This window comes from Paraburkholderia sp. BCC1885 (assembly GCF_900996235.1).
GTDB lineage: Bacteria > Pseudomonadota > Gammaproteobacteria > Burkholderiales > Burkholderiaceae > Paraburkholderia.
Map to the genome: position 1 here is coordinate 1 of NZ_CAAJGM010000220.1, position 23574 is coordinate 23574.

Genomic DNA, 23574 nt, shown 5'->3' on the forward strand with positions numbered 1-23574 from the left:
TTCAAACATCGAGATCAATTTCTGGTCGGTATTCATTCGGTTCCCAACAAGAAAACGACTTTCGAGACCCGCCAATTTCGAATGTGGCGAACAGTCAGGCTGAAAATGATTTGTTCAGACCTTCCTTAGCAAAGGTTCAGTTGAATGGTGGCCGAAAGGAAACAAAGTCAACGCGCACAAATATTCATGGGCGCAATTCGCTAAAGTGTTGGAGGCGGCCTCCGATGTCAAGCGCGTAGTTCCGCTGCCTGAACCTCTTCCCAAGAAAGCTGTCACGCGCAGGGCCACGCCAGTCGCAAAAAAGAAGGCCGACAAACCTGCGACAACTCGTAAGCGCGCCGCCTGAACATTGGTTGTCCCTGGCTGGCTCGGCGAGCATTTCGGGTGCTCGCCCTTTCTACCGATAGCGGATAACGTCCGTGAGTCAATCAGCGCCAATCCTTGCGATATTCGCCAAAGTTATTTGCATCATCGCTATCAAACGACTATTGATAAAATACGTTATCGATAGTGCCGTGCGCCACCATTAATGCTTTCAACTTTGACAATCGCATCAAAATAATAAAACTGATTACAATCCATTCAATTGCACACGGCACGGAGAAAAAGGAAAATCCGTGTCAAACAGAATAATCCCCACGTTTCAGCACTCCCCTCGATCTCTCACCGCCGCCGAATTCCACCGGCTCTCTGACGTACCGCCCGAGGTCGAGTGGTTCGCTAATCTGAATAACGCCCGCACCCGTCGCGCCTATCAGATCGATCTACGCGACTTTATGGGTTTCATCGGGATCACACAGCCGGAGCAGTTTCGCACCATCGCTCGTGCGCATGTGTTGGCGTGGCGAAAGCATCTTGAAGGTCGTCAATTGTCGGGAGCAACGGTCCGACGCAAACTCGCCGCGCTATCTTCATTGTTCGACTATCTCGGCGAGAAAAACGCTGTTTTACTGAACCCCGTCGCAGGCGTCAAACGACCCAAGGGCAATAGCAACGAAGGCAAGACACCTGCAATCGGCGACCACGAGGCCCGAGCACTTCTCGACGCGCCTGAACCCGATACATTAAAAGGCAAGCGCGACCGCGCCATGCTCTCGGTGCTGCTGTATCACGGCCTGCGTCGCGAAGAACTGTGTTTGCTCAAAGTTCGCGATATCCACAACCGGCGCGGCGTGCCTCATCTGCGCATTCACGGAAAGGGAGACAAGATCCGCTATGTTCCTTTGCATCCGGCCAGCGCCGAACGCATTCATGCGTATCTCGAAGTTGCTGGGCACGGCATGGCGCCCGACACTCCACTATTCCAGCCAGTACGCAAGATCGGCACGTCAATCACCGCTGATGGAGTCTACAAATGCGTGCTTGCCTACGCAGCGCAGGCCAAGATATCAGCAGATGGATTCGGCGTACATAGCCTTCGCGCGACTGCCGCGACGAACGCGCTCGAACACGAGGCAGACATCGCCAAGGTGCAGGAATGGCTTGGTCACGCCAACATCGCAACGACACGCCTGTACGACCGCCGCAAGAGCCGGCCGGAACAATCACCCACTTTCAAAATCGCCTACGAGTAGGCGCGTCAACTGCTGTCCGTCTCAACGTGTTTGCGCTTTCGGTCGTCTCAGTTCGACCCGTTCCGGCCTGTCGAGCCAACTCAACCTTTAGGGCCGCCTTCGAGGGACAACGGCCATTCGTCGACTCACGTTCGAGACCTATGCATCGGCCGAATCCGACGCTCGTCTGCCGTAGAACGCATTAAAGATGTCAACGTTGCGACTATAAAGTCGTCAACTCGGGACTTCTTGCGCTCTGAAAGCGTGACGAGCCATACTCAGTAAAAGTTTGCCGCGCGCGAAATAAATTTGTCACTCCGCTGCTGATATAAGACCTTCGACGCACGACCGCCGAAGGTCGTCAAAAAATATTGCGGCCGATGACCGGCCTGGGACTAAAACCCCGCCTCGCGCTGCACGATCGCCACCAGTGCGCGAATCCAGCGCCCCGCGTAACTCTCGCGTCCCACGCCCAGCGTCGCCATGCCCGTCAGTTCGCGACTCAATGCACGGCCGTTGTCGCAGTCGCCGATCCGCACCCGCCAGATCGCCTGTAACGGCACCGCCTGATGCGTCTTCGCGTCCAGCTCGGCGGGAATCGTGCCGCCGTAGACGCTCGCCACCGACGGTTCGTCGAGCGTACTCAGGTTGACCTTGTCGACCGCCAGCACCTTGCATTGCACCGGCCGCATCTCCGCAAGCGACGCGACGAAAGTCGCACGGTCACCGGCCGCGACACGCGTCACGTCGTTCTCGTCGACGAAGGCATCGCCCTTGATGCCGGCCGGCCCGATCACGTCGAACAGATGCTCGCCGCGCGGCACCCAGGTGCCAGCCGCCAGCGCGTCGCCGGGGATGTCGAGCGTGCCGGCGAACGGCGCGCGAATCGTCAACTGGTCGATCTCCGCCTGCAAACCGGCAATCGTCTGACGCGCCGCGTCCCAGCGTCTGGTCAGCGCGACGCCCTGCTCGCGCAAACGGTCGTCGAAGGCCTGCTGTTCGACCTGCCAGCGCAATACCGCTTCATCCGCTTGCGCACCCTTCAACTTGTAGACCAGATCCGGCGACACCACCACGCCGAGCACCGTGCCCGCCTGCACCTGCTGACCGGCATGCGCCGGCGGCGGCGACGCGGCCAGATAGCCGGCCTCGACCGCGTACAGGCCTTGCGCCTGCTGCGGCCCGAACACCGCGGGCGCGCTCACGCCGGCATGCCACGGCAACACGAGCAGGCCGAACAGCAGCGCGCCAAGCAACGCGGTACGTTTCGTCTCCTTGCACCAGTGCAGTTCGACGCGCCGTTTCCAGCTCACCGACATCTCGCGCACCAGCGGCCGCATGATGAACCAGCCAAACTCGACGCAAAACAGCGCCATCCCCAGCACCTTGAAAAATGCGTGATAGACGACCAGCGCGATCGAGAAGAACACGACGAGCCGGTACAGCCACGTCGCGAACGCAAAGCCGATGAGAAAGCGCCGCCGCGACGGCGCGCACGGTTCCGGCTGCGGATCGCCAAAACCGAACAGCCACTCGCGCAGCCACCAGCGGCCGAGCGCGAACGCGCGGTCGTGCAGGTTCGGCATGTCGAGCCAGTCGGACAGCAGGAAGTAGCCGTCAAAGCGCATGAACGGGCTCGCGTTGATCGCGAGCGTGCCGATCCACGTGGTGGTCGCGAGCAGGAACGCGCCGGCTTTCAGCGGTCCGTCGGGCAGCAGGCTCCACGCGAGCGTCGCGAAAGCGGCGAGCGCGATTTCACTCAGCATGCCGGCCGCGCCGATCCGCAGACGCCGTGCGCGGCTTGGCACCTTCCACGCTTCGGTGGTGTCGGTGTAGAGCACCGGCAGCATCACGAGAAACGCGACACCCATGGTCGGCACGCGGCAACCATAGCGCTGCGCGGTGAACGCATGGGCGAATTCGTGCAGCACCTTCGCGCAGCCGAGCGCGATGCCGACCGCGACGATACCCTGCAAATCCGCGTAACCATGGAACGTATGCACGAATTCGTCCCAGTGACGCGACACCAGAAACAGCCCGATCACCGCGCAACTCGCGACCACGCCCCAGAACGCCGGCAGATACGCGAACGACGCAAAACGCGCGGCACGCCGCAGAAACGGCATCGGATGCCACAGCGGAATGCGGATCATCAGATAATGCTTGAGCAGCCACATCGCCTGACCGAGACGGCTCGCATCGGCGTGCGCCTGCAGCCGGGCGGTGTCGGCCGCGCTTTTCGACACCAGCAGATTCTGGTGGTTCAGCGTCCGCAGCAAGGCCTCGAGATCGGCGAGCGTGACGTTCAGCGTGGTGTCGTGATTCACGCTCGCGACAATCGCCACAGGGTCGTCGAGCGACCAGCGCGACAGCAGTTCGAACGCGGGCCAGCCGATCTGAAAAAACCGGTTCGACGCCGGGTCGTGCAGCATCCACGTCGGCGCGCCTTCGGGCGACGCCGTACCGGCGGTCAGCGTCAGTTCCTGGCGAAGTTGCGGGAGTCGGGGTATGGAGTTCATAAGCCTGTGAAGCTAGTGAAGCGCACCGCGTTACCAGCCGAGCCATTGACGCGCGAGCGTCAATGGGCGGCGCAGCACGTAATATACGAGCGGCACCCAGCGGCCGTGAACCCGCGCGCTGCCCATCGCGCCGAGCGGCGGCTGCGCGCTCGCGTCGGTGTCATTGAAGCTGGCTTTCACGCGATACGCGAGCACGCCGTCGGGCGTCGGCTCGGCGCGATAGGCGACCGTGTCGATACGCGCTTCGTAGGTGGCGAGCGGCGAACTCTTCGGATACAGCGTGATGGTCTGCCCCGGCGTCACGTCGACGTTGTCGGCCACCGGCACATACGCGGTCAGCTCGACGTGCGCGGGATCGGCCAGCAGCAGAATCCGTTCGCCGACGGCGACCGCCTTGCCGGTCCACTCGTTCGGATCGGCGAACACGGCGACCCCCGCACGCGACGCGCTCACGCGCACGCGTGCGAGTTGCGCGGCGGTGTAGTCGAGCTGCACCGCGCTCTGGTCGAGCTTGCCCTTGCGATCGGCCATGTCGAGCCGGTTGCGGTCGTCGGTGACGGCGAGCTGCGCGGTCTGCCGGTACTCTTCCTGCGCAGTGTCAAAGTCTTTACGGGCGAGCGCATAGCGCGACTGCAAGGTGGTCGGATCGAGCCCGAGCAGCGGCGTGCCGCGCTGCACCGGCTGATTCGGCTGCACGTACAGGCGGTCGATCACGCCGTCCAGCGGCGCACGCACCACGAACGGATCTTTCGGCGTGACTTCGGCGGGGGCCAGCACGCTCAGGCGCATCGGGATCACGCACAGGATCGCGAGGCCGATCAGCACGCGGCGCTGTTGACGGCCAGGCCGCAGCACTGCACGCGCCTGTTCGAGCCACGACGGACGCGGGCCGAACGCTTCGAATGCATGCGCCCACACCTGGCCGAGTTCGGCGAGCAGCGCGTAATCGGTCTGCGTCCACGACGTATCGCGTGCGAACACGAGACCGCCAAGCGGATGCCCCTGGCGGTCGAGCAGCGGCAGCCATAAGCCGTGCTCCGGCCACCACGCGTCCCATTCGTCGGCGATGGCCGGCGCGTCGGTTTTCAGATCCGCAGCGGTGAACGACTTCGGTTGCGATACCGGCGGCACGTCGACGCCCGCAGCAGTGCCGCGCGCCAACGCACGGCACAGACCGCCGAGCCATTGCACGTACGGCGCATTCGGGTCGCTTTGCGGCAAACCGGACACGGCGGCGACGCTGCCGGGCGCGGTGCCCCGCCACCAGGCCGACTGGCGGTACGGAACCAGCGCCAGCGTTTCATTGATGATCGTGAAGCCCAAGGTCGCCTCGCTCGCGGCGCTGCGCGCGCGCGACGCGAGCTGCCACATCAGCGCGAGCTGCTGCGCGTCGATGCGCACGTTCTGCGACGAGGCGGCGTCATCCGGGGTGGGCGCGGAAGGTTGCATGCCGCCAAGACCGTTCATGCCGCTCACCGCGTCGCGAAGGTGGCCCAACCGCTCATGCCGGGCAGCAGCTCGGACACGCTGCCGGTCAGCGCGGCCGTCACGTCGACGGTCTGCGTGACCGGGTCCACGCGCGCACCGATCCGCGCGACTTTGGCCGGATAGGTCTTGCCGACTTCATCCACCTGCACGCTCAACGCGTGACCTGGCTTCAGCCAGACAAGCCATTTCGACGGCACGATCATTTTCAGTTCGAGGTGACTGGTGTCGACGATCGTCAGCAGCGGCTTGCCGGCTTCGGCGAACTGCTGCGGCGCGGCCGAGCGTTTCGATACGCGGCCGTCGAACGGCGCGGTGATCACGCATTTGCGCACCGTCGCCTGCATGTAGGCCATTTCGGCGTTGCTGGCCTTCAGCTTGGCGGCGGCCTGCTGAACTTCGAGTTCGCCGACCGAATGCAGTTGCGCGAGGCGCTGGTCGACCTGCAACAGATCGCTCGCGGCGCCCGCTTCGGCTTGCGCCTTGTGCAATTGCGCCGCGTACAGCGAGCAATCGAGCGACACCAGCGTCTGGCCGGCGCGGAACGCGTCGCCGTCGCGAAACGGCAGTGTGGCGATTTTCGCGGCGACTTCGCTCGACAGATCGACCTGATCGCGCGCCACCAGTTGAATGCGGATGCGGCTGCCGTCGCCGGACAGATCGGACTGCGCCGCTTGCGCCGACTGTGCAGACTGTGCCGCTTGCGGCCCTTGTGGGGAGGCCGGCGTCGCATTGACGGCCGCCTTTGCAGCCGTTGCGGGCGCCGGCGCCGCCGCGACTACCGCAGCCGGCGCAGCGCTCCATGCCGGCTGCGCCGATAACGCGGCGAACAACACCGCGGACACCATCGTCAGCGCCGGCGCAAACGCTCGCGCCGACGACAGCATTGCTACGGGTCTTGCTACAGCACTGCACCCTGCCAACTGCGACCACTTCATTGCGTCTTGACTCCGGTTACTGCGTTCGCGCCGCCCACACCCGTCGAGCCGCCGCCATTCGCGCGACCCAGCGCGGCCCAGCGCTGCTGCTCGCTATCGATCGATTGCTGCAGCGACGCCAGATCGTGACCGCTCACGCTATCCGGCACCGGATCGAGACCGAGTGTCGCGAGCAACTGGCCGTACGCGTTTTCGAGTTCGCCGTAGCTCTGATAGAGCCGCAGCTCCGACATCATCGCGCCAGAGGCGGCGCGAATTTCTTCGAGCTTACCCTGAGCGTTCGCCTGCGTCGCGTTGTGCGTGTGTTCGAGGATCTGCTGGTCGACGTCGTTCAACTGCTTGAGCAGATCGAACTGGCGTTGCTTCGCGCTCAACTCGGTACGCGCGACGTGAACCTGCGTGAGCACCGCCATGCTCAACGCAAGGCGCTGGGTCTTGGCGACTTCGAGTTGCGCATTCGCCATGCCGCGAATGTTCTTCACGTTCAGCAGATTCAGCAGGTTCCAGCTCACGCTGATGCCGGCCGCGCGCCATGCGTTGTAGACGAGGAAGCTATTGCTGTCGTAATGGGTGCCGAGGCTGAACTCGATCCCCGGCAGCATCTTCGCCATTGCCTTATGGGTTTCGTTGACGCTGATCCGCTCGTTATAGCTCGCTTCGACCAGTTCCGGACGACGTTCGAGCGCAGTCTCTTCCATCTGCTCCATCGGCATGTCGAAGTTCGGCGCGGCGAAATCCTTCGGCGGCGCCAGCGTGTAATCCTTGCCCGGCTCCAGATTCATCAGCGACGCCAGACGCGGTTTCGCTTCTTCGAGCTGATCGCGAATCTCTTCGAGCTGACGCAGTTGATCGAGCAGCGCGTGCTGATAGTTCAGCGTGTCGAGCGGCGAGCGCAGGTTTTCGTGCTGCGCCTGGCGCGAGTCGTTCAGCGCGCTGCGCACCTGATCGAGCAGCGGCGCGATCCGGTCACGCAGACGCTGTGCGCCGGTCGCCTGCCAGTACGCTTCGCGCACCTGCTGCATCATCAGTTGCACGACCTTGCGGCGGCGCTGTTCGAGCACCAGCACATGGTCGGCCTGCTCTTTCGCTTCGTAATAGCTGACGCCGAAGTCGAGCAGATTCCACGAGAACGACAGATCCGCGGTGCGGTCGTTCTTATCGGTCGAATACGACGGCGCCAACGATTGTTCGTTGGTAAATACGTTGGTCGACGACGACGCCAGTTCGTGATTGCGCGTCGTATAGCCGGCCTGCGCGGTCAGCTTCGGCAGCAGGTCGAAGTTGGACAGATCGAGCTGCTTCTGCGCGAGCGCTTCTTCCATCATCTTCAGCCGATGATCGAGGTTGTAGCGGATCGCGCGCGCCATCGCTTCGTCGAGCGTGATCGGTCCGCTCACCGGCTGCTGCTGCGCGAACATCGAGGTACGGTCGGTCTGCGCGGTCTGGGTGCGTTCGGCGTCGGTAAACGGCGCGGGTTTGACCGCGCAGCCCGACAGCCAGATCAGGGCGAGCGACAGCGCCAGCAGCGCAGGACGCGGTGTACGTACCGCTACGGTGGAGGAGTTCACTTCGTCTCTCTTTTGCAAAGTTATTGAATTGGGAAAATGGCGTGACGTCATGCGTGGCTTTACTCCGCGGTCTCGGCGACAGGCACGCCGCTGAGCGCCGCGACTTGGGACACAACCGAGGGCCGCGCGACGTGCAGCACGGCATGCGCGCGAGCGAACTGTTCGGCGAGCGACGGTTTGGCAAGCGGTGCATCGGGCAACGCGGCGTGCGGTGCTTTCAATACGTTCGGCGCCTTGATCGCGCCCGACGACGGCGTACGCGTCGCCCCATGCGCGGGCACACGCTCGACATGCGACTGGCGGCCGTTGAACTCGACCGTCACGTCGCGGCGCGTCTGCTGACCGGCCGCATCGCGTTCGATGATCGCGATCCTCAGATCGCGCTGGTTGGCCGGCGCCCTGCCGCTCAGCGTGCCGTGTACCGGATCGAAATGCACCCAGCCCGGCAGCGGACGGCCGTCGGCGAGACGCAGTTCGACGTGCGTATCGGCGCTCGCCGGCAGACCGTCGGCGCGCAGCGTCGGCTGCAGCGAAATCATGAAACTCTGGTCCGCTGCGGTACGTCCCCGCACCGTCTGATTCGCCAGATCGGGCGATGTCCGGGCCACGTCCGGTGTCGACACTGGCTGCGACAGCTCGACCGAAGTCTGGCTCAGCGAGCCGTGCCAATGCGTGCCCGCACCCGTGCCGGAACCGTTGCTCGCCCCCAGTTCGCCGAAGTCGCCGGTCGAGAAAGTCGCGGTGTGCGGAACCGGAATCGCGCCGAGATCCGGCGCGTTGGCGAATGCGTCGAGCACGATCAGCGGATTCGAAATGCTGTCGCCGAGGTCCAGCGGGAAGGTGGTAATTGTGTCCGACGCAGACGCGGCGAGCGACGTGGCGGCCGGGGCCGTCGCCGTGTAGCCACCAACAAACGGCGAGCGCGGCGGCAGCGTGAGCGGCGTCGGCGGGTGCGGCTGACCGGAGTCGGTCACGGACGGCGATGGAGATGAAGGCGGGGGCGATGAGGGCGGCGTAACGACTGCGCCCGCCGCGACATTCACAGTGCGCGTCGCGCTCGCGCTCTTGTCCCCGATGTCGAGAGTGATGTTGATCGTGCGGCTGCTGCTGACGGTTTCGGCAGCCGTGTCCGCGTAGGTGACCGCGGCCAGCGCGGCCTGCCATTGCGCGATCGTCGCGGTGCCGCTCGCCGAATGCAGCGTCAGCACACCCGTGTTCGCATCGTAGCTCGCGCCGATGTCGCCGGTTGCAGCGCTGCTGGTGAACGCCAGCACGTCCTTGCCCGGCGCGAAACCGTCGCCGATCGACACCTGCGCCGAAGTAGGCAGCGCGTTGGTGTCGACATCGTGGATCGTGAAACCGGAGTCGACAACCGGAGCCGGCGTCGCGCCCGCGCCGCTGGCAGTGAACGTCGCGCTCGCGCCTCCGCCATCGACGAGGCTCGGCGTCTGCGTGGTCGCCGTCAGGTCGATCGTGCGCGTGGCCGTGATGCTGTCTTTAGTGCCGTCGTTGACGGTGAAGCTGATCGTGCGCGTCGCGCCGGCCGGGGCCACCGCCGTGTCGACGTAAGTGATCGAGTCGAGCGCGGCCTGCCATTGCGCGACTGTCGCCGTGTGGTCCGCCGAGGTCAGCGTCATCACGCCGGTCGACGCGTTATACGAACCGGTGATGTTGCCGAACGTCGCCGGGTCGCTGTGGAACGCCAGTTGATCTTCACCCGCATGGAAGCCGCCGGTGATCGCGACCGTGCCCGAGTAGAGCGTGCTGCTATCGCTGTCGGTGACCGCGAGGCCGCTGTCGATCGCGACTGGCGTCGACGTCGCATTGTCGCCGGACACGAAACTCTGATCGCCCGACGACGCCGTCACCACCGGCGACTGTTCGGTTCCCGTCAGGTCGATCGCCTTGGTGCCGATCGCGCTGTTGTTGGTCCCGTCGTTGACGGTGAAGCTGATCGTGCGCTGCGTGGTGTCGGGCGTGACCGCTGTGTCGGAGTAGGTGATCGCGCGCAACGCGGCCTGCCACTGCGCGAGCGTCGCCGAGTTGCCCGACGAGGTCAGCGTCATCACCCCGTTCGATGCATCGTACGAGCCGACGATGTTGCCGAACGTCGCGGTGTCGTTATGGCTGTCGAACGCCAGTTGATCTTCGCCTGCGTGGAAGCCGGCGGTGATCGCGACCGTGGCCGACGCGAGCGTGGTGTTGTCGGCGTCCGTCACGGTGATCACGCTATCGACCGCCACCGTCGTCACCACGTTGTCGCCCTCGACGTATGTCGCATCGCCACTCGAGGTCGCCACGACCGGGCTCTGGTCGACCGCACCCACCGTGATGTCGCGGGTCAACGCGGTGCTGATCTGCATGCCGTCGGTGATCGAGAAACTGACCGTGCGCGTCGCCGTATTCGGCGTCGTGGCGGTGTCGGTATACATCACGGCGCGCAGCGCGGCGTCCCATTGCCCATCGGTCGCGGTGCCGCTGGCCGAGAATAGCGTCAACGTGCCGGTCAACGCGTTGTAGCTACCGGTGATGTCGCCCATCGTCAGGCCGTCGTTGGCAAACAGCAGCACGTCCTCGCCGGAATGGAGGTTCGTGGTGATGGACACCGTCGCCTGGACAAGCGTATTGCCGAGCGGATCGGACACGCTGATGCCGCCGTCCACCGCGACCGGCGTGCCGGGGGTGTTGTCGCCGGCGATGAACGCGGCGTCGCCGGTGCTGGTGGTCGACACCTGCGGCGCGGAACTGATCACGTCGATTTCATACGACAGCGCGTTGCTGTCCTTCACGCCGTCCGATGTCACGACCGATATCGTGCGCGCGCCGAGCGCCACACCCGCAGCCGTCGAAAACTGCACGTTGTCGACGATCGCCTGCCAGTTCGCCAGGGTCATCGTACCGGTGCGGGTAATCGTCAGGATGCCTGCCGTCGAGTCGTACGTGACGTTGAAGTTGTTGCTCATCGTCGCCGCGTTGAAGTTCAGGCTCAACTGGTCGCCGCTCTGGAAACCGGTCGTGAACTGGACCGTCAACGACGCCATGGTCGTGCTGTCGGTGTCAGTCAGCGTAGCGCCGCCGTCGATCGTGTGCGCGGCGCTGCCCGGCAGATAGGTCGTATCGCCAACCGAGGGGGTCAGCACCGGGCTCTGGTCGGTGCCCGCGACCGATACGGCCTTGGTGCTGGCGAGGCTGTCCCGCGTGCCGTCGTTGACGGTGAAACTGATTATGCGCTGCGTCGTGTCCGGGATGATCGCCGTGTCCGTGTACGTCACCGTGCGCAGCGCCGCCTGCCATTGCGCGACCGTTGCGTTGCCGGTCAGCGTCAGCCTGCCGGTGGTCGCATCGAACGACGCGCTGATATTGCCGAACGCACTCGAATCGGTATTGTTGAAGGCCAGCACATCCTCGCCGGGCTGGTAGTTGCCGCTGATGGACACCACCGCGGACGTCAGCGTCGTGCTGTCGAGATCGCTCACCGTCACGCCGGCGTCGACCACGACCGGCGGCGACGTCGCGTTGTCGCTTTCGACGAACGGGGTCGTGCCGCTCGACGTGCCGACCACCGGTGTCTGGTCGGTATCCTGCACGGTCACCGTGCGGCTCGCGGTCGGACCGCTGTTGGCGCCGTCGTTGAGGATGAACGAGATCGTGCGGGTCGCGTCGACCGGCGTAATCGCGGTGTCTTCATACTGGATCGACCTCAACGCGGCCTGCCATTGCGCGAGGCTGGCATGCGACGCCGAGCTCAGCGTCAGGGTGCCGCTCGACGCGTCGTACGAGCCGACGATGTCGCCCATGGTCGCGGGATTGGACGTGAACAGCAGCACGTCTTCGCCCCCATTGAAGTTGCTGCTGATCTTCACCGTCGCCGACGCAAGTGTCGTGCTGCTGCTGTCGGCCAGCGTGATCGTGCTGTCGACCGCGACCGGCGTCGACGCCGTGTTGTCGCCCGCGACGAACGAGGCAGAACCGGAGTCGACCGTCACGACCGGCACGCCGGTCACGGTCACCGTACGCGACTCCGGCGCGCTGTTGTCCGTGCCGTCGTTCACTACGTACGAAATCGTGCGCGCGCCGGTCGGCGCACTGGCGCCGCTGGAGAACTGGACCTTGTCGAGTTCGGTCATCCATTGCGAGACGCTGACGCTGCCGATCGCGTTGAGGGTCAGTTGGCCGGTGGTCACATTGTACGAACTGGTCACGATGCCGTCGTTGGCGATCGACAGCGTGTCGCCCGCATGGAAGCCGGTGCCGATCGAGACGGTCGCCGACGCGAGCGTCGTGTTGTCGAGGTCGGTGATCGTGATGCCGTTGTCGATCGTGGTCGCGGCGGTGCCCGCCGTGTACCCACCATTGCTGCCCGACAGCGTGACAATCGGCGTCTGGTCGGTATCCTGCAAGGTCACGGTACGGGTCGCGGTCGGGCTGCTGTTGGCGCCGTCGTTCACGGTGAACGCGATCGTGCGGCTCGTGCCGCTCGGCGTGACCGCGAGGTCGTCGTACTGGATCGCCCTCAACGCGGCCTGCCATTGCGCGAGCGTCGCGTGCGACGCCGAGGTCAGCGTCAGAATGCCGGTCGACGCGTTGTACGAGCCGACGATGTCGCCGGTCGCCCCGCTGGCCGTATAGATCAGCAGGTCTTCGCCCGCATTGAAGTTGGTGGTGATCTGCACCGTTGCGGAGACGAGCGTCGTGCTGCTGCCGTCGGCCACCGTTATCCCGCTGTCGACCGTAAGCGGTGTCGACGCGACGTTGTCGCCGCTAATGAAGATGGCGGGCGTGGAATCGGTCGTCACGAGCGGCGCGACGACCACGTTGACGTTACGCGTCGCCGTGTTGCTGGTTGCCCCGCCGACGTCTTTCACCGAGTACGAGAGCGTGCGCGCGCCGGCCGTCGCATTGGCGGCGCTGGAGAACTGGACCTTGTCGAGTTCGGTCATCCATTGCGCGTCGCTGACGCTGCCGGTCGCGGTCAGCGTCAGCGTGCCGGCGCCGCTGTCATAGACGCCGGTCACGAAGCCGTCGTTGACGAACGTCAGCGTGTCGCCGGTCTGCAGACCGCCGGTGATCTTTACCGTCGCCGACAGCAGCGGGCTGGAATCGCGGTCGGTCACCGTGACGCCGTTGTCGACGATGGCCGCCGGCGCGCCCGCCACGTAGGTGGCGCTGCCGCCGGAGAGCGTGAGGACCGGTGACTGGTCGGTGTCCTGCACGGTCACCGTGCGATTCACCGACGTGCTGCTGCTGATACCGTCGTTGACGACAAACGAGATCGTACGGTTGGCATTGTTCGGCGTGATCGCCGAGTCCGTGTAGGTAATCGAACGCAGTGCGGCCTGCCATTGCGCGAGCGTCGCGGTGCCGCCGGCCGAGCTCAGCGAGAGCACGCCGGCCGTCGCGTTATAGCTGCCGGAAATGTTGCCCATCGTCGACGGGTTGTTCGTGAACGACAAGCTGTCTTCAGATGCCACGACGTTGGCAATCGTCACGGTGGCCGAGTTCAACGTGCCCTTCTGCGAATCGCTCACGGTCAGGCCCGGATCGACCAGCACCGGGGTCGACGCGGTGTTGTCGCCGGCCACAAACGCCGTCGACCCTGTGTCCGTCACCACGACCGGCAACACCGTCACATTGACGGTCTTGGTCGCCGCCGCGCTGGTTTTCGTGCCGTCGGAAGTCTGGAAGGTGATGGTGCGCGAGCCAGCGGTTGTGCCGGCGCCGGCCGAGAACGTGACGGCTTCGAGCGCGTTCTGATATTGCGCGTCGGTGGCCGTGCCGGTCAGCGTCAGCACACCGCCGGAGTACGACGCTTCGGAGATATTACCGTAGAGCGCCGAATTGGTATTGCTGAAGCTCAGCGTGTCGCCGGTGGCGACGTTGCTGATCTTCACCGTCGCACCGGTCTGGCTCGTGGAGTCGCTGTCGGTGACGGTCACGCCGGTGTCGATCGCCTTCGCGGCGGCGCCGGCGGTGTACGCGGTAGCGCCACCGGAGGTGGTGACGATCGGCGACTGATCGACATCGACGACCGCGATGCTGCTCGTTGCGGTGGCGGTCGACCCGGCACTGTCGGTGATCGAAAAGTTGATCGTGCGGGTGGTGGCGTCCGGCGTGATCTGCGTGTTGGTGAACGTGATCGATTCGAGCACGCTCTGCCATTGCGCAATCGTCGCACTGCCGGTCAGCGTCAGCACGCCGTTGCTGTAGACCCCTGAGATACCGGAGACCGGTGTGTACAGAAGTTCGTCGCCGGTCTTGAAGTTGGCGATGCTGATGGTGGCGGACTGGGCGGTGGTGGCGCTGGTGTCGGCGAAGGCGATGCTGCTGTTCACCGCGACCGGCGTGGAGGCCGTGTTGTCGCCGGAGGTGAAGGTGGTGCTGGGGGACGATACGGTGAGCGTCGGTCCGGAAAGGCTGTAAGCCAGGTTGTCGAGCGACGTCGTCAGATTACCGCTGTCGTTCAGGTCGACGAACGTCACCGAGGTGACGTTCCTGAAGTTTGCATTGGTCGAGAGGTCGACGGTCCCGGTGAAAAACCCTTCGGTCGCAGTCGCGATCTGAACACGCGTGGACGGATCGCCGTTTGCTTCGATATACAGATCGCCGTTAACCGAATCCAGATCGAAGCTGCTAAGGGTAAACTTCTGACCGCTCGCCATCGTGATGGTCATCGTGCTCATCGCGCTGCCGTCGAAGTTGATCTGCAGCACGCCGTCCGTCGACGAGTCGGTGATGTTGGTCGGTCCGAACGGCGCATTCGAGTCGTTGAAGGCGCCGGAATTGACCGCCTGGTCCGTCGTGTACGTGACGCCGTCGAGCGTGAAGCTGGTGGCGTTATTCGCGACGAAATTACCGTTGGCGGCCTGGTCGTAGGTCTCGACCGTGACGCCGAGCAAGGCATTGAACTGCTGCTCCACCGCGGCGGATTCGATCACCGCCGTATGCACGGTGCCGACCTGGTATTCGAGTGTCCAGTTGCCACCAAGCGCGGTCGCGCCGGTTGCATCGGTCGATGCCGCGACGTTCAGGTGCGTCAGCGCCGCGACCTCCTGCACCAGCAACTGACCGTCCGCGTTTTGCGCGACGTCGCAACCGTAGATCAGGAAGTCGCCGCCCGGCTTCATCGCCGCGCCGATCTGCGTGAGTTCGGCGCTGTACGCGGACAGGTCGCTCGAATTGAGCCAGGTGGAGCCCGCCTGGATTTCGCCGTCCGCACCGTGCGAGATCAGCTGGATCGAGTCGACGCCCTTGTGCGTTTGCAGATAGCCCGCGATCTGCGCGAAGCCATCGGTGGTCGCGTTGAGCACCACATATTCCGTGCCGGCCGGCAACCCGGCAATCAGCATCTGATAATTCGGCACGCTGGGGTCGATGAAAACGACCGTATGCGGCGCGACGTCAGCAGCCGCCACCGTGGCGCCGGACTGCGTGGCTTTCTGCGTGTCGGTGTTCGTCGTGTTCGTGTTCGGTGTGGCGGTGGCGGTGTTCGGCGCCGCGCTGCTTTGCGCTGCCGTGTCGTTGACTGGCTTGACGGGGCGCCCGTGGTGCGGCAAATCGTGCTCGGCAATCGTCTTCGGCGCCGCATGCACGGTCACACTGGTCGCCGTGGCGGCGCCCGCGTGCGTGTCGGCTTCAGCGCCGTGCCCATGCGGATGCGCGGCGATCGCGCCCACCGATGCGTCATACACCACTCGCGGTTCGAGCGCCATCAGCAACGGCGCCGGCGTCACGGCGATCCGTGTGGATCTGCCGCGCGTGTCGACCCGGGTGTCGCCGGCATCGCGCATGCCGGCGAAACGTTTGAGAAGTTGCGGGATGATCTTCATGACGCGTGCTCCACCGGGCTGCTGTTGTGCCCTGCTGTTAACCGACTGCTGTCGCGACCGCTGCGCCGGCTTCCATCAGGAACCCGGCGGCGGCCGCTATGCCATGCTACGACTGCTGCTTTGCGATGCCAGGTGCTGCCTGTTCGCTGTTACTGGCGGGTCGGGAAAATGCCCTGCAGCGCGATGCAGAAGTTCAAACCGAGGTACGGATTGCGCAACGGCACCGGCAAGCCACTGCCGGCCGGAGCGATTGGAACCAAAGTCTTCGGAAACGGTACACTGGCGTTGAACGGCGCCATCGTGGTGGTCGGCGTGCCAGTGTTGTACAACGGAATCGGGTGCCCCGAGTACACGCCCTGTCCGAAAATCGCCGTGGGGGATGGCACATCCGCGCTATTGGTCGTCGCCGAGGTGCCCGGAACGGCGACCGACGCCGTCAGCGTCATCGGCGGAATAACGGACGGGTGCGTATGCGCCGGCAACTGCTCAGAGGTCATCGTGAACTGTTCCAGCCCGGACACCTGGCCAGTCAAAATCGCCGTCAGCCCCGCGCCCTGGCCGGTGCCCACCGGCGAGCGGCTGGCCAGATTCGGCAGACCGAACGTCGTGCTGCCGTTGCCGCCGTACAGGGTGCCGAGCAACGTGAACAACGCCTGATTCTGCTGCACCGGCAAGATCTGGCCCTGACACAACGCCCAGCCATACGGCGCAAAGTCGAAAGCCACGATGCGGATTTCGCCCATATACGGATCGCTCATTTACCTCTCCTGAAGGGACAGCAGTTATGTAGAAAAAGCAACTCACGACTGCACACCATCGGCCTCATGCCGGGCCTGGGGTCGGGGTGTCGGGGGAAGCGCCGCCCTGGGGCTGCTGGGCTGCCTGTTGATCTTTCGCGCGATGGATCACGACGCACATCGTGCCGGCGCCCTGCGCCGTTGGGCGTGTCGGGGTGGCGAACAGGTCCCACCCGGTGCCGTCGGCGTCGCTCACGCGGTAGGTGTCCTGCGGAAGACGAACGCCAACGGGCAGCTCGAAGTGGGCTGAATAGCAGAGGAACTCGTCGTCCATCGGCGTGCCCGCCGGCGCGGCTATGAGCCGTACTTCGACGGCGCCGGCCTGCTCGCTCGCGAAGGTATATGTGCGACCGATCGCATCGGTCAACTCGGCATGACACGGTATCGCTGACACTCCGCCCCCCGCGGTAAGCCCAACGCGCAGTGCTGCGCCGACGCGATCCGTGCCCGCCGACCAGCTACTACGCTCGATTGCCTCAGTTAACGGCATGCACCGCACCGGACTGAACTGTTCTTTTATCGACTGACGGAGATATTTCCCGCCGGGTCTCTTCTATAAAGTTTTTTATTGCTGTACCAATCCACACCCGAACTGTTCACCCAGGCATCCTGCTTCACAGGCCTGCCAGCGTTGCCGCCGCGCCGTAGAACGGCCCCGCCTCCCGGTGCCATTGCTCGTAAATGCCGTTTTCGCCCCGCTTTCTGAAACCCAGCCGCTGATAAAGCGATTTCACCGGATTCGCCGCTTCGACATATAGCGTGGTCGGCAACCCACGCGCCGCCGTCTGCGTGATCAATGCATGCATGATCCGCGTGCCGATCTTCGCGCCGCGCTGCACAGGCATTAATGCAATGTCGATAATGCGCAATTCGACTTCGCCCCAGTGATGATAAAGCCGCCCAACCGGTTCGCCGCCATTCATCACGACATCGAACCGGGCGCCGGGATAATGCCGGCGATAATAGGTGTCCTGCACGTCGAACTGCTCGACGAGCAACGCGGTGATTTGCGGCGCACTCAGGCCCGAACTCGCAAATTCCTGCGCCCGCGTGCTGACGAATACCGTGCGCAGGAACCCGCGATCTGCCGGCGTCGCGGCGCGCAGAAACAGCGTTTCATGTACGTTGGCATCGTCCGCCAGATAGGCAACTTCGCTTGGGACAACCGATGTAATGCTCATGAAAGCTAACGCCCGGGTAATTAGACGAATATGCAACCGGAGCGTAACTGGATGTGTTTAGTGATGCAATCGATAATTCTCACGGCAATGGTAAGGGATTATCCGGATCGCGGGAAGCCGATCCCGTCCAACTACCGGGCGCAGCGGCTGGTTAGCGGAGCAGATCATTTATATTTAGCCGCCGACAATGAACGCGACTTATCCATTCGGCATACATACGGGGACCGGGGACGCTCTACCTCGAATCCCCGATCCCTCGCTGGACCGTCTATAAGATATACACCGCCGCCAGTCCCAGCGTCGAAGCCAACGCCGTGACCGAGATAATCGTCTCGCTACTGTCCGAAAATATTGCACAGTAAGCGGGCGACGCCCGTGTGGCTTTTGCTTCTGGCTATCTTGCGGCGAAGGCTTCAGCCATCTGGCGCGCACGCTTGACCTCGTCACTTTGCAGGTAGATCGAGGTGCCAAGCAATTTGCGTATTTTCAACCGCTTCGCCCCGAAAAGTGGAAGATCTTCTCTGAGGCGACTAGCGAGCCGGCTCCGTCAGACAACTCTGAAGGGACGGAAAAGAGTGAGTCGGAGGAAAGTTAGGAGTGTTAGGGACTTTTTGTCCGACTTGTTATCTAGCAGGGATGAAAAACCGCAGGCGATAAACAACGGATGTGTCGGACGAAGAGTGGTACTTTGAACCGCCCCGGGGCGGTTCATTCTGGGCATCCGCTCCACGTACCGATCAAATCTATACTCGGCGAACCGGCATCTTCGCGTCGCGCTGGAGAGCTATGATCGGGCACACTCGATATGCCTGATCCAGGGGAGTCTTTAGACCGAGCGCCATATTCTTCAGGGAGCCTCACGTTTGCGTCATCCATGCGGTGACTGCGGCGGAGTCATCAGTTCGCATTTCAGGCCTTCAGTTGTCGCGTGACTTGCCGATAAATACCTATGGCAGGTTTAAAAATCGGGGTGCGTACACCCACTTTACGAGCGACGATGGTGAATGCAGCGTTGATAGCCGGGGGGGAAATCATAGGCGACACGAGTCGGCGGTCGGGGCGGCCGATGCGCGCGGTCAACCGTCGGCGCATGTCGGGTTTGCTTGCCTGGATGTTCCGCATCGCCGCGGTGACCATGATTGCAGTGCCATCGCGGACCGCGCTGGCACAGGTGGCCACCATCGGCAGCGGGGTGACCGCAACCGGACTGGTCGCGAACAGCGGAGGCGCCTCCATCGACGTACTCGGCACCGCCGACCATACGACGCTCGGTAACGGTGGCACGCAATGGGTGGAGACGGGTGGCATAGCGAGCGGCACCGTCGTCAACGCCGGTGGCCTAGAAGTCGTGTCGTCCGGCGGCCTGGCCTCGGCGACGCGGGTGAACTCAGAGGGCATGCAAAGTGTGTTTTCCGGCGGCACCGCAGTCGGCACGACGGTGACCGGCAACGGCTCCCTGAGGGTCTCGTCAGGCGGTATCGCCAACAGCGCGACGGTCAACAGTTCAGGCCGACTTGTTATCGACGCCGGTGGCGTCGCGATAGGCGTTAATCAGACAAGCGGTGCAGTGTTGCAGGCCGATACGCTCGCCAGCGCGGTGTCCGGTGTGAATGCGGCCGGCACATTTTCCATCTCCGGCGGCGTGGCCTCAAGCGTTCTGGTGGAGAACGGCGGCACGATGAATGTGTCGTCGGGCGGCACGGCCAGCGCGACGGTGATCCGCAACGGCGGGGTCCAGGCCGTTCTGTCCGGTGGGGTCGCGCGCAATACTGTCGACGGCAGCCAGCAATTTATTTCGGCCGGCGGGATCGCGTACGGCACGGTGCTGTCGAACGGCAACGACACGGTGTTGTCCGGCGGCGCGGCGACGGCGTCGATCATCGGTCAGTCGTCGCTCGAACTGGTGTCCTCGGGCGGTAGCGCGACGAACGCGGTGGTCATGAACGGCGGCAGTCAGACCGTGCTTTCCGGTGCGGTGACTACCGGCACGACGATCAGCAGCGGCGGCATCGAGTCCATCTCGTCGGGTGGCGTCGCCAGCGGGACGGTTCTCGATAGCTCAGGCAAGATCATGATCGGCTCGGGGGGCATTGCGTCCGGCATCGTACAATCGAGCGGCGGCGCGCTCGTCGTGGACACCAACGCCGGCCTGGTCGGCGGGACCAACGATAACAGCACTTTCTACATCTCAGGCGGCATCGCCTCCGGGGTACTGCTGGAAGACGGTGGCCTGCTGACCGTATCTTCGGGCGGCGTGGCGTCGGCGACGACGGTCGGCAACGGCGGCACCCAGTCCATCATGTCCGGCGGGATCGCTTACGGCACATACATCTCGAACGGCCTCGAGGTCGTGTTGGCGGGCGGCGCCGCGTCCGGCTCGGTCATCGGTTCGTCCGGGCTCGAAGTGGTGTCGTCGGGCGGTTTCGCCAGCGGCACGGTGATTAGCAGCGGCGGTATGCAAAACGTCGCGTCGGGCGGGATCACGAACGCCGTGCTGGTGAGCAGTGGCGGTACGCAGAATGTGTCGGCGGGCGGCTTCGCGAGCGGCACCCAAGTGCTCAGCGGGGGCACCGAGCTGCTGTCCGGCAACGGCTTTGCGCAGACCATCAGAGCGGGCGGCACGGAAGTCGTCTATTCGGGCGGCGTCGACAGCAGCGCGGAATTGATCAGCGGCACGCAAATCGTGTCGTCCGGTGGCATCGCGTCCGCCACGTCGATTGAGGCGGGCGGCTCGCAGACGATTAGCGCGCATGGCGTGTCCGACAGCGCTGTGGTCGACAGCGGCGGCGTCCAGACAGTGTCATCCAGCGGACTCGCGAGCGGTACGGTGGTGCTGGGCGGCGGCACGCAGAACGTGCTCGCGGGGGCTCTTGACGTCGGCACGACTGTCAGCAGCGGCGGCACGCAGAACATGACCGGCAGCGGGCAGAGCGAGATGGTCGTCGCGGGTGGCACGCAAATCGTGAACGCAGGCGGCGTGACTAGCGCGGTGCTCGTCGCCGGTGGGAACCAGATTGTCTCGTCCGGCGGCCTAACGAGCGCCACTGCGATTTTTGCCGGTGGCACGCAAGGCATCGAAGCGGGCGGCACAGCGGACGCTACGATCGTTAGCAGCGGCGGTTTGCAGATGGTGTCCTCCGGCGGTTTAGTAAGCGGCACGACGGTGAACAGCGGCGGCAGTGCTCAGGTGCTGGCGGGCGGGGTTGCATCGGCGGTGGTCGTGGCGGCAGGTGGCACGCAATCGGTGCTAGCCGGCGCTCTGGCAGTCGGCACGACAGTCGACGGTGGGGTGCAGACGGTTGCATCGGGCGGCATCTCCAGCGCCACGATGGTGAACAATGGCGGCCTGCAGGAAGTGCAAGCCGCCGCCAGCACCATTGGCACCATCGTCAACACCGGCGGCACGCAGATCGTCGACGCAGGTGCGGTCAGCAACGACGTGCAGTTGTCCGGCGGCAGCCAGATCGTTTCGTCTGGCGGCCTGGCGCGAGGCGCGTCAGTCGTTGGCGGTACGCAGACGGTGCAGGCCGGTGCGACGGCGAGCGCCAGCCTGCTCGGCGCCGGGGCCGCCCAGATGGTGTACGGCAGCGACATCGGCACCACGGTCGGCAGCGGCGCGACGCAATTTATCCAGTCGGGGGGCGTCGCGACCCACACGACCGTCGCTAACGCCGGTACCCAGATTGTCTCGTCTGGCGGCACGGCCAACAGTGCAACGGTTGGTGCTGGGGGTGGGCAGGTGGTCCAGGCGGGTGCGTCGGCCAGCGGCACGGTCATCGATTTCGGTGGTACGCAGAGCGTGTCCTCCGGTGGTATCGCCTCCGACACTACCGTGAGCAGCGGCGGTATCCAGATCGTCGACGACGGCGGCGTGGTCAACGGCTCGACGGTCACCGCGGGCGGCATCGTCAAGGCGCTTGGGACTGTGACCGAAGCGAGCATCAGCAGCAGTAGCGAGGTGCTGATCGGCAGTGGGGGCACCACTGGCGCCCTCGCGGGTGATGTGGTCAATGACGGCCAGTTGACGTTCAACCGGTCAGACGGCCTGACCTACGCGAACATCATGACGGGCAGCGGCACGCTGACGCAGGCAGGCACGGGCACGTTGACGCTGACCGGCGACAGTCGTGGCTTCTCGGGCACGACCATCGTGAGCGCCGGCACGCTGCAGATCGGCAACCAGGCGACGCCCACCGCGTCGCTCGGCGGCAACGTGCAGATCGCGCCGGCGGGCACGCTTGCTGGGACCGGTACCGTGTTCGGGATGGTCGTCAACGGCGGCAACGTGCAGCCGGGCGTGAGCGGATCCGGCGCCGTCGCACAGGCGGCGGTCGCGATACTACACGCGGCAGGGCCGCTCGCCGGAAGCGACGCGACCGGCGCCATTGGCACGCTAACCATCAACGGAAACTACGCGCAGACGTCAAATGCCGTACTTACGATCGAGGTCTCGCCGACCGCTGCATCGCAGTTGGTGGTAACCGGCAGCGCGGTGCTTAACGGCGGCCTGAAACTCCTGTACGATCCGGGCACCTACGCCAGCAGCAAGACGTATGTCATCGTATCGGCCGGGTCGGCGAGCGGGCGGTTCAGCAGCGTGACATCGGGGGGGCAGGCCGCCGCTCAAGTTCAGCAGAACGTGCAGTACCAACCGGATGCGGTCGATCTGGTCGTCAACAAGGCCGTCGGCACGTCGTCGAGCGTCGTGGCGCCGAGCGACGCGAGCGTGTTCAGCGCGCTGGGCACAAGCCTCGTGCTTACATCGCAGATGGTCGAAGAGCAGCTTCTCGGCCGGGCGTTGCCGCCCTGCAGCGACGCCGATAGCGGCGCAACGTCGGCGTGTGCGCCGACCCGTCACGAAGCTTGGGCGTTTGCTCAAAGCGACGTGATGCGAGTCGGCGGAAACCCATCGAGCCCAGGCTTCGACGCGAATCAGTATCTGTTCATGGCAGGCCAGGACTGGCAGGCCGGCAAGTCAACGACGCTTGGCGTCGGGTTCAGCTACGGCCACAGCGATATTGCCGAGACAGGCACCGGCGACAGCAGCCGGGCGGACACGCTGCGTCTGTCGCTATATGGCGCGCGCAGCGTCGGACCGGTATCGCTGTCGGGGGCGCTGTCGTACGCGTACGACGACCTGCATACGAAGCGCCCATTCGGCGCTCTCGGCACGGCCGTCGGCAGCACCGGGGCGAACGAAGTCGAAGGCGGCGTGCAGGCGAGCCTGCCGCTGCGGGTGGCAGGTGTGATGGTTGCGCCGCACGTCGGGGTGCAGTTCGGCTATTGGCGCGCCAATGCCTACGACGAAAGCGGTGCCGGTGGCCAGGATCTGGCAGTCGCCTCGAACATCGCGCGTAGTCTGCAGCCGTACGTGGGACTGACGCTGGACAAGCAGTTTGGCGGCACCGAGAGACCCGTCGACGTGCAGTTCAACATCAACTACGCTCATGAGACGCTGGCTACGGCTCGAGCCGCCGTGCTCGGCGCACAGGACGGTACCCGGTTCGACATGCCTGGTGCGTCGCTGCCGCATGCGCAATTGAGCGCTGGCGTGCATATTGAGGGGACAGTCGCGAGGAACCTGCGGGTGGGGCTCGGCTATTCAGCCTGGCTGAATACCGGTGCGGGTTCCGAGCAGAGCGCGCAGGTCACGCTGCGGTATGCTTTCTGAGTGCGCTAGCGCGTGCTCAGGCGGCTGCCTGAGACT

General features: G+C 64.4%; 10 protein-coding genes. 2 read left to right on the forward strand and 8 right to left on the reverse strand.

Annotated elements, in window-relative coordinates; all coding sequences use genetic code 11:
* Window positions 1–617 precede the first annotated feature (617 nt).
* Window positions 618–1574, forward strand: a complete 957-nt coding sequence (locus tag FQ755_RS26240) for a tyrosine-type recombinase/integrase (protein WP_260858867.1) — start codon at window positions 618–620, stop codon at window positions 1572–1574.
* Window positions 1575–1948: 374 nt separating this feature from the next.
* On the opposite strand, the gene FQ755_RS26245 is transcribed toward FQ755_RS26240, so the two are convergent.
* From FQ755_RS26245 to FQ755_RS26280, 8 genes are all read right to left on the reverse strand, one after another.
* Window positions 1949–4063, reverse strand: coding sequence for an HlyD family efflux transporter periplasmic adaptor subunit (locus tag FQ755_RS26245; protein ID WP_144157951.1), 2115 nt, complete (start codon window positions 4061–4063; stop codon window positions 1949–1951).
* A gap of 39 nt (window positions 4064–4102) precedes the next feature.
* Complete coding sequence (locus tag FQ755_RS26250; RefSeq protein ID WP_144157952.1) at window positions 4103–5521, reverse strand: efflux RND transporter periplasmic adaptor subunit; 1419 nt, start codon at window positions 5519–5521, stop codon at window positions 4103–4105.
* A 23-nt stretch (window positions 5522–5544) separates the two neighbouring features.
* Window positions 5545–6495, reverse strand: coding sequence for an efflux RND transporter periplasmic adaptor subunit (locus FQ755_RS26255; RefSeq protein WP_313957476.1), 951 nt, complete (start codon window positions 6493–6495; stop codon window positions 5545–5547).
* Window positions 6492–8063, reverse strand: coding sequence for a TolC family protein (locus FQ755_RS26260; RefSeq protein ID WP_409937680.1), 1572 nt, complete (start codon window positions 8061–8063; stop codon window positions 6492–6494). The genes FQ755_RS26255 and FQ755_RS26260 overlap by 4 nt, the downstream gene beginning before the upstream one ends.
* 59 nt (window positions 8064–8122) lie before the next feature.
* Window positions 8123–15889 (reverse strand): DUF4347 domain-containing protein, encoded by a 7767-nt coding sequence (locus FQ755_RS26265; protein WP_144157936.1) that lies wholly within the window; start codon window positions 15887–15889, stop codon window positions 8123–8125.
* A gap of 149 nt (window positions 15890–16038) precedes the next feature.
* Window positions 16039–16647 (reverse strand): phage tail protein, encoded by a 609-nt coding sequence (locus FQ755_RS26270; protein ID WP_144157937.1) that lies wholly within the window; start codon window positions 16645–16647, stop codon window positions 16039–16041.
* 64 nt (window positions 16648–16711) lie between these two features.
* Window positions 16712–17053: a DUF6916 family protein gene (locus FQ755_RS26275; protein ID WP_260858868.1), complete on the reverse strand. Its 342-nt coding sequence runs from the start codon at window positions 17051–17053 to the stop codon at window positions 16712–16714.
* A 247-nt stretch (window positions 17054–17300) separates the two neighbouring features.
* Window positions 17301–17867 (reverse strand): GNAT family N-acetyltransferase, encoded by a 567-nt coding sequence (locus FQ755_RS26280; RefSeq protein WP_144157939.1) that lies wholly within the window; start codon window positions 17865–17867, stop codon window positions 17301–17303.
* Between the two features lie 1066 nt (window positions 17868–18933).
* Here FQ755_RS26280 and FQ755_RS26285 point away from each other — a divergent pair.
* A complete protein-coding gene (locus tag FQ755_RS26285; protein WP_186308661.1) occupies window positions 18934–23538 on the forward strand; it encodes an AIDA repeat-containing protein in 4605 nt (1534 codons plus the stop codon).
* The last annotated feature ends 36 nt before the right edge of the window (window positions 23539–23574 follow it).

Coding starts and splice junctions, on each gene's coding strand:
- FQ755_RS26250 (WP_144157952.1), bottom strand. CDS start 5,521: ATGCAACCTTCCGCGCCCACCCCGGATGACGCCGCCTCGTCGCAGAAC.
- FQ755_RS26255 (WP_313957476.1), bottom strand. CDS start 6,495: ATGAAGTGGTCGCAGTTGGCAGGGTGCAGTGCTGTAGCAAGACCCGTA.
- FQ755_RS26265 (WP_144157936.1), bottom strand. CDS start 15,889: ATGAAGATCATCCCGCAACTTCTCAAACGTTTCGCCGGCATGCGCGAT.
- FQ755_RS26270 (WP_144157937.1), bottom strand. CDS start 16,647: ATGAGCGATCCGTATATGGGCGAAATCCGCATCGTGGCTTTCGACTTT.
- FQ755_RS26280 (WP_144157939.1), bottom strand. CDS start 17,867: ATGAGCATTACATCGGTTGTCCCAAGCGAAGTTGCCTATCTGGCGGAC.
- FQ755_RS26285 (WP_186308661.1), top strand. CDS start 18,934: ATGCGCGCGGTCAACCGTCGGCGCATGTCGGGTTTGCTTGCCTGGATG.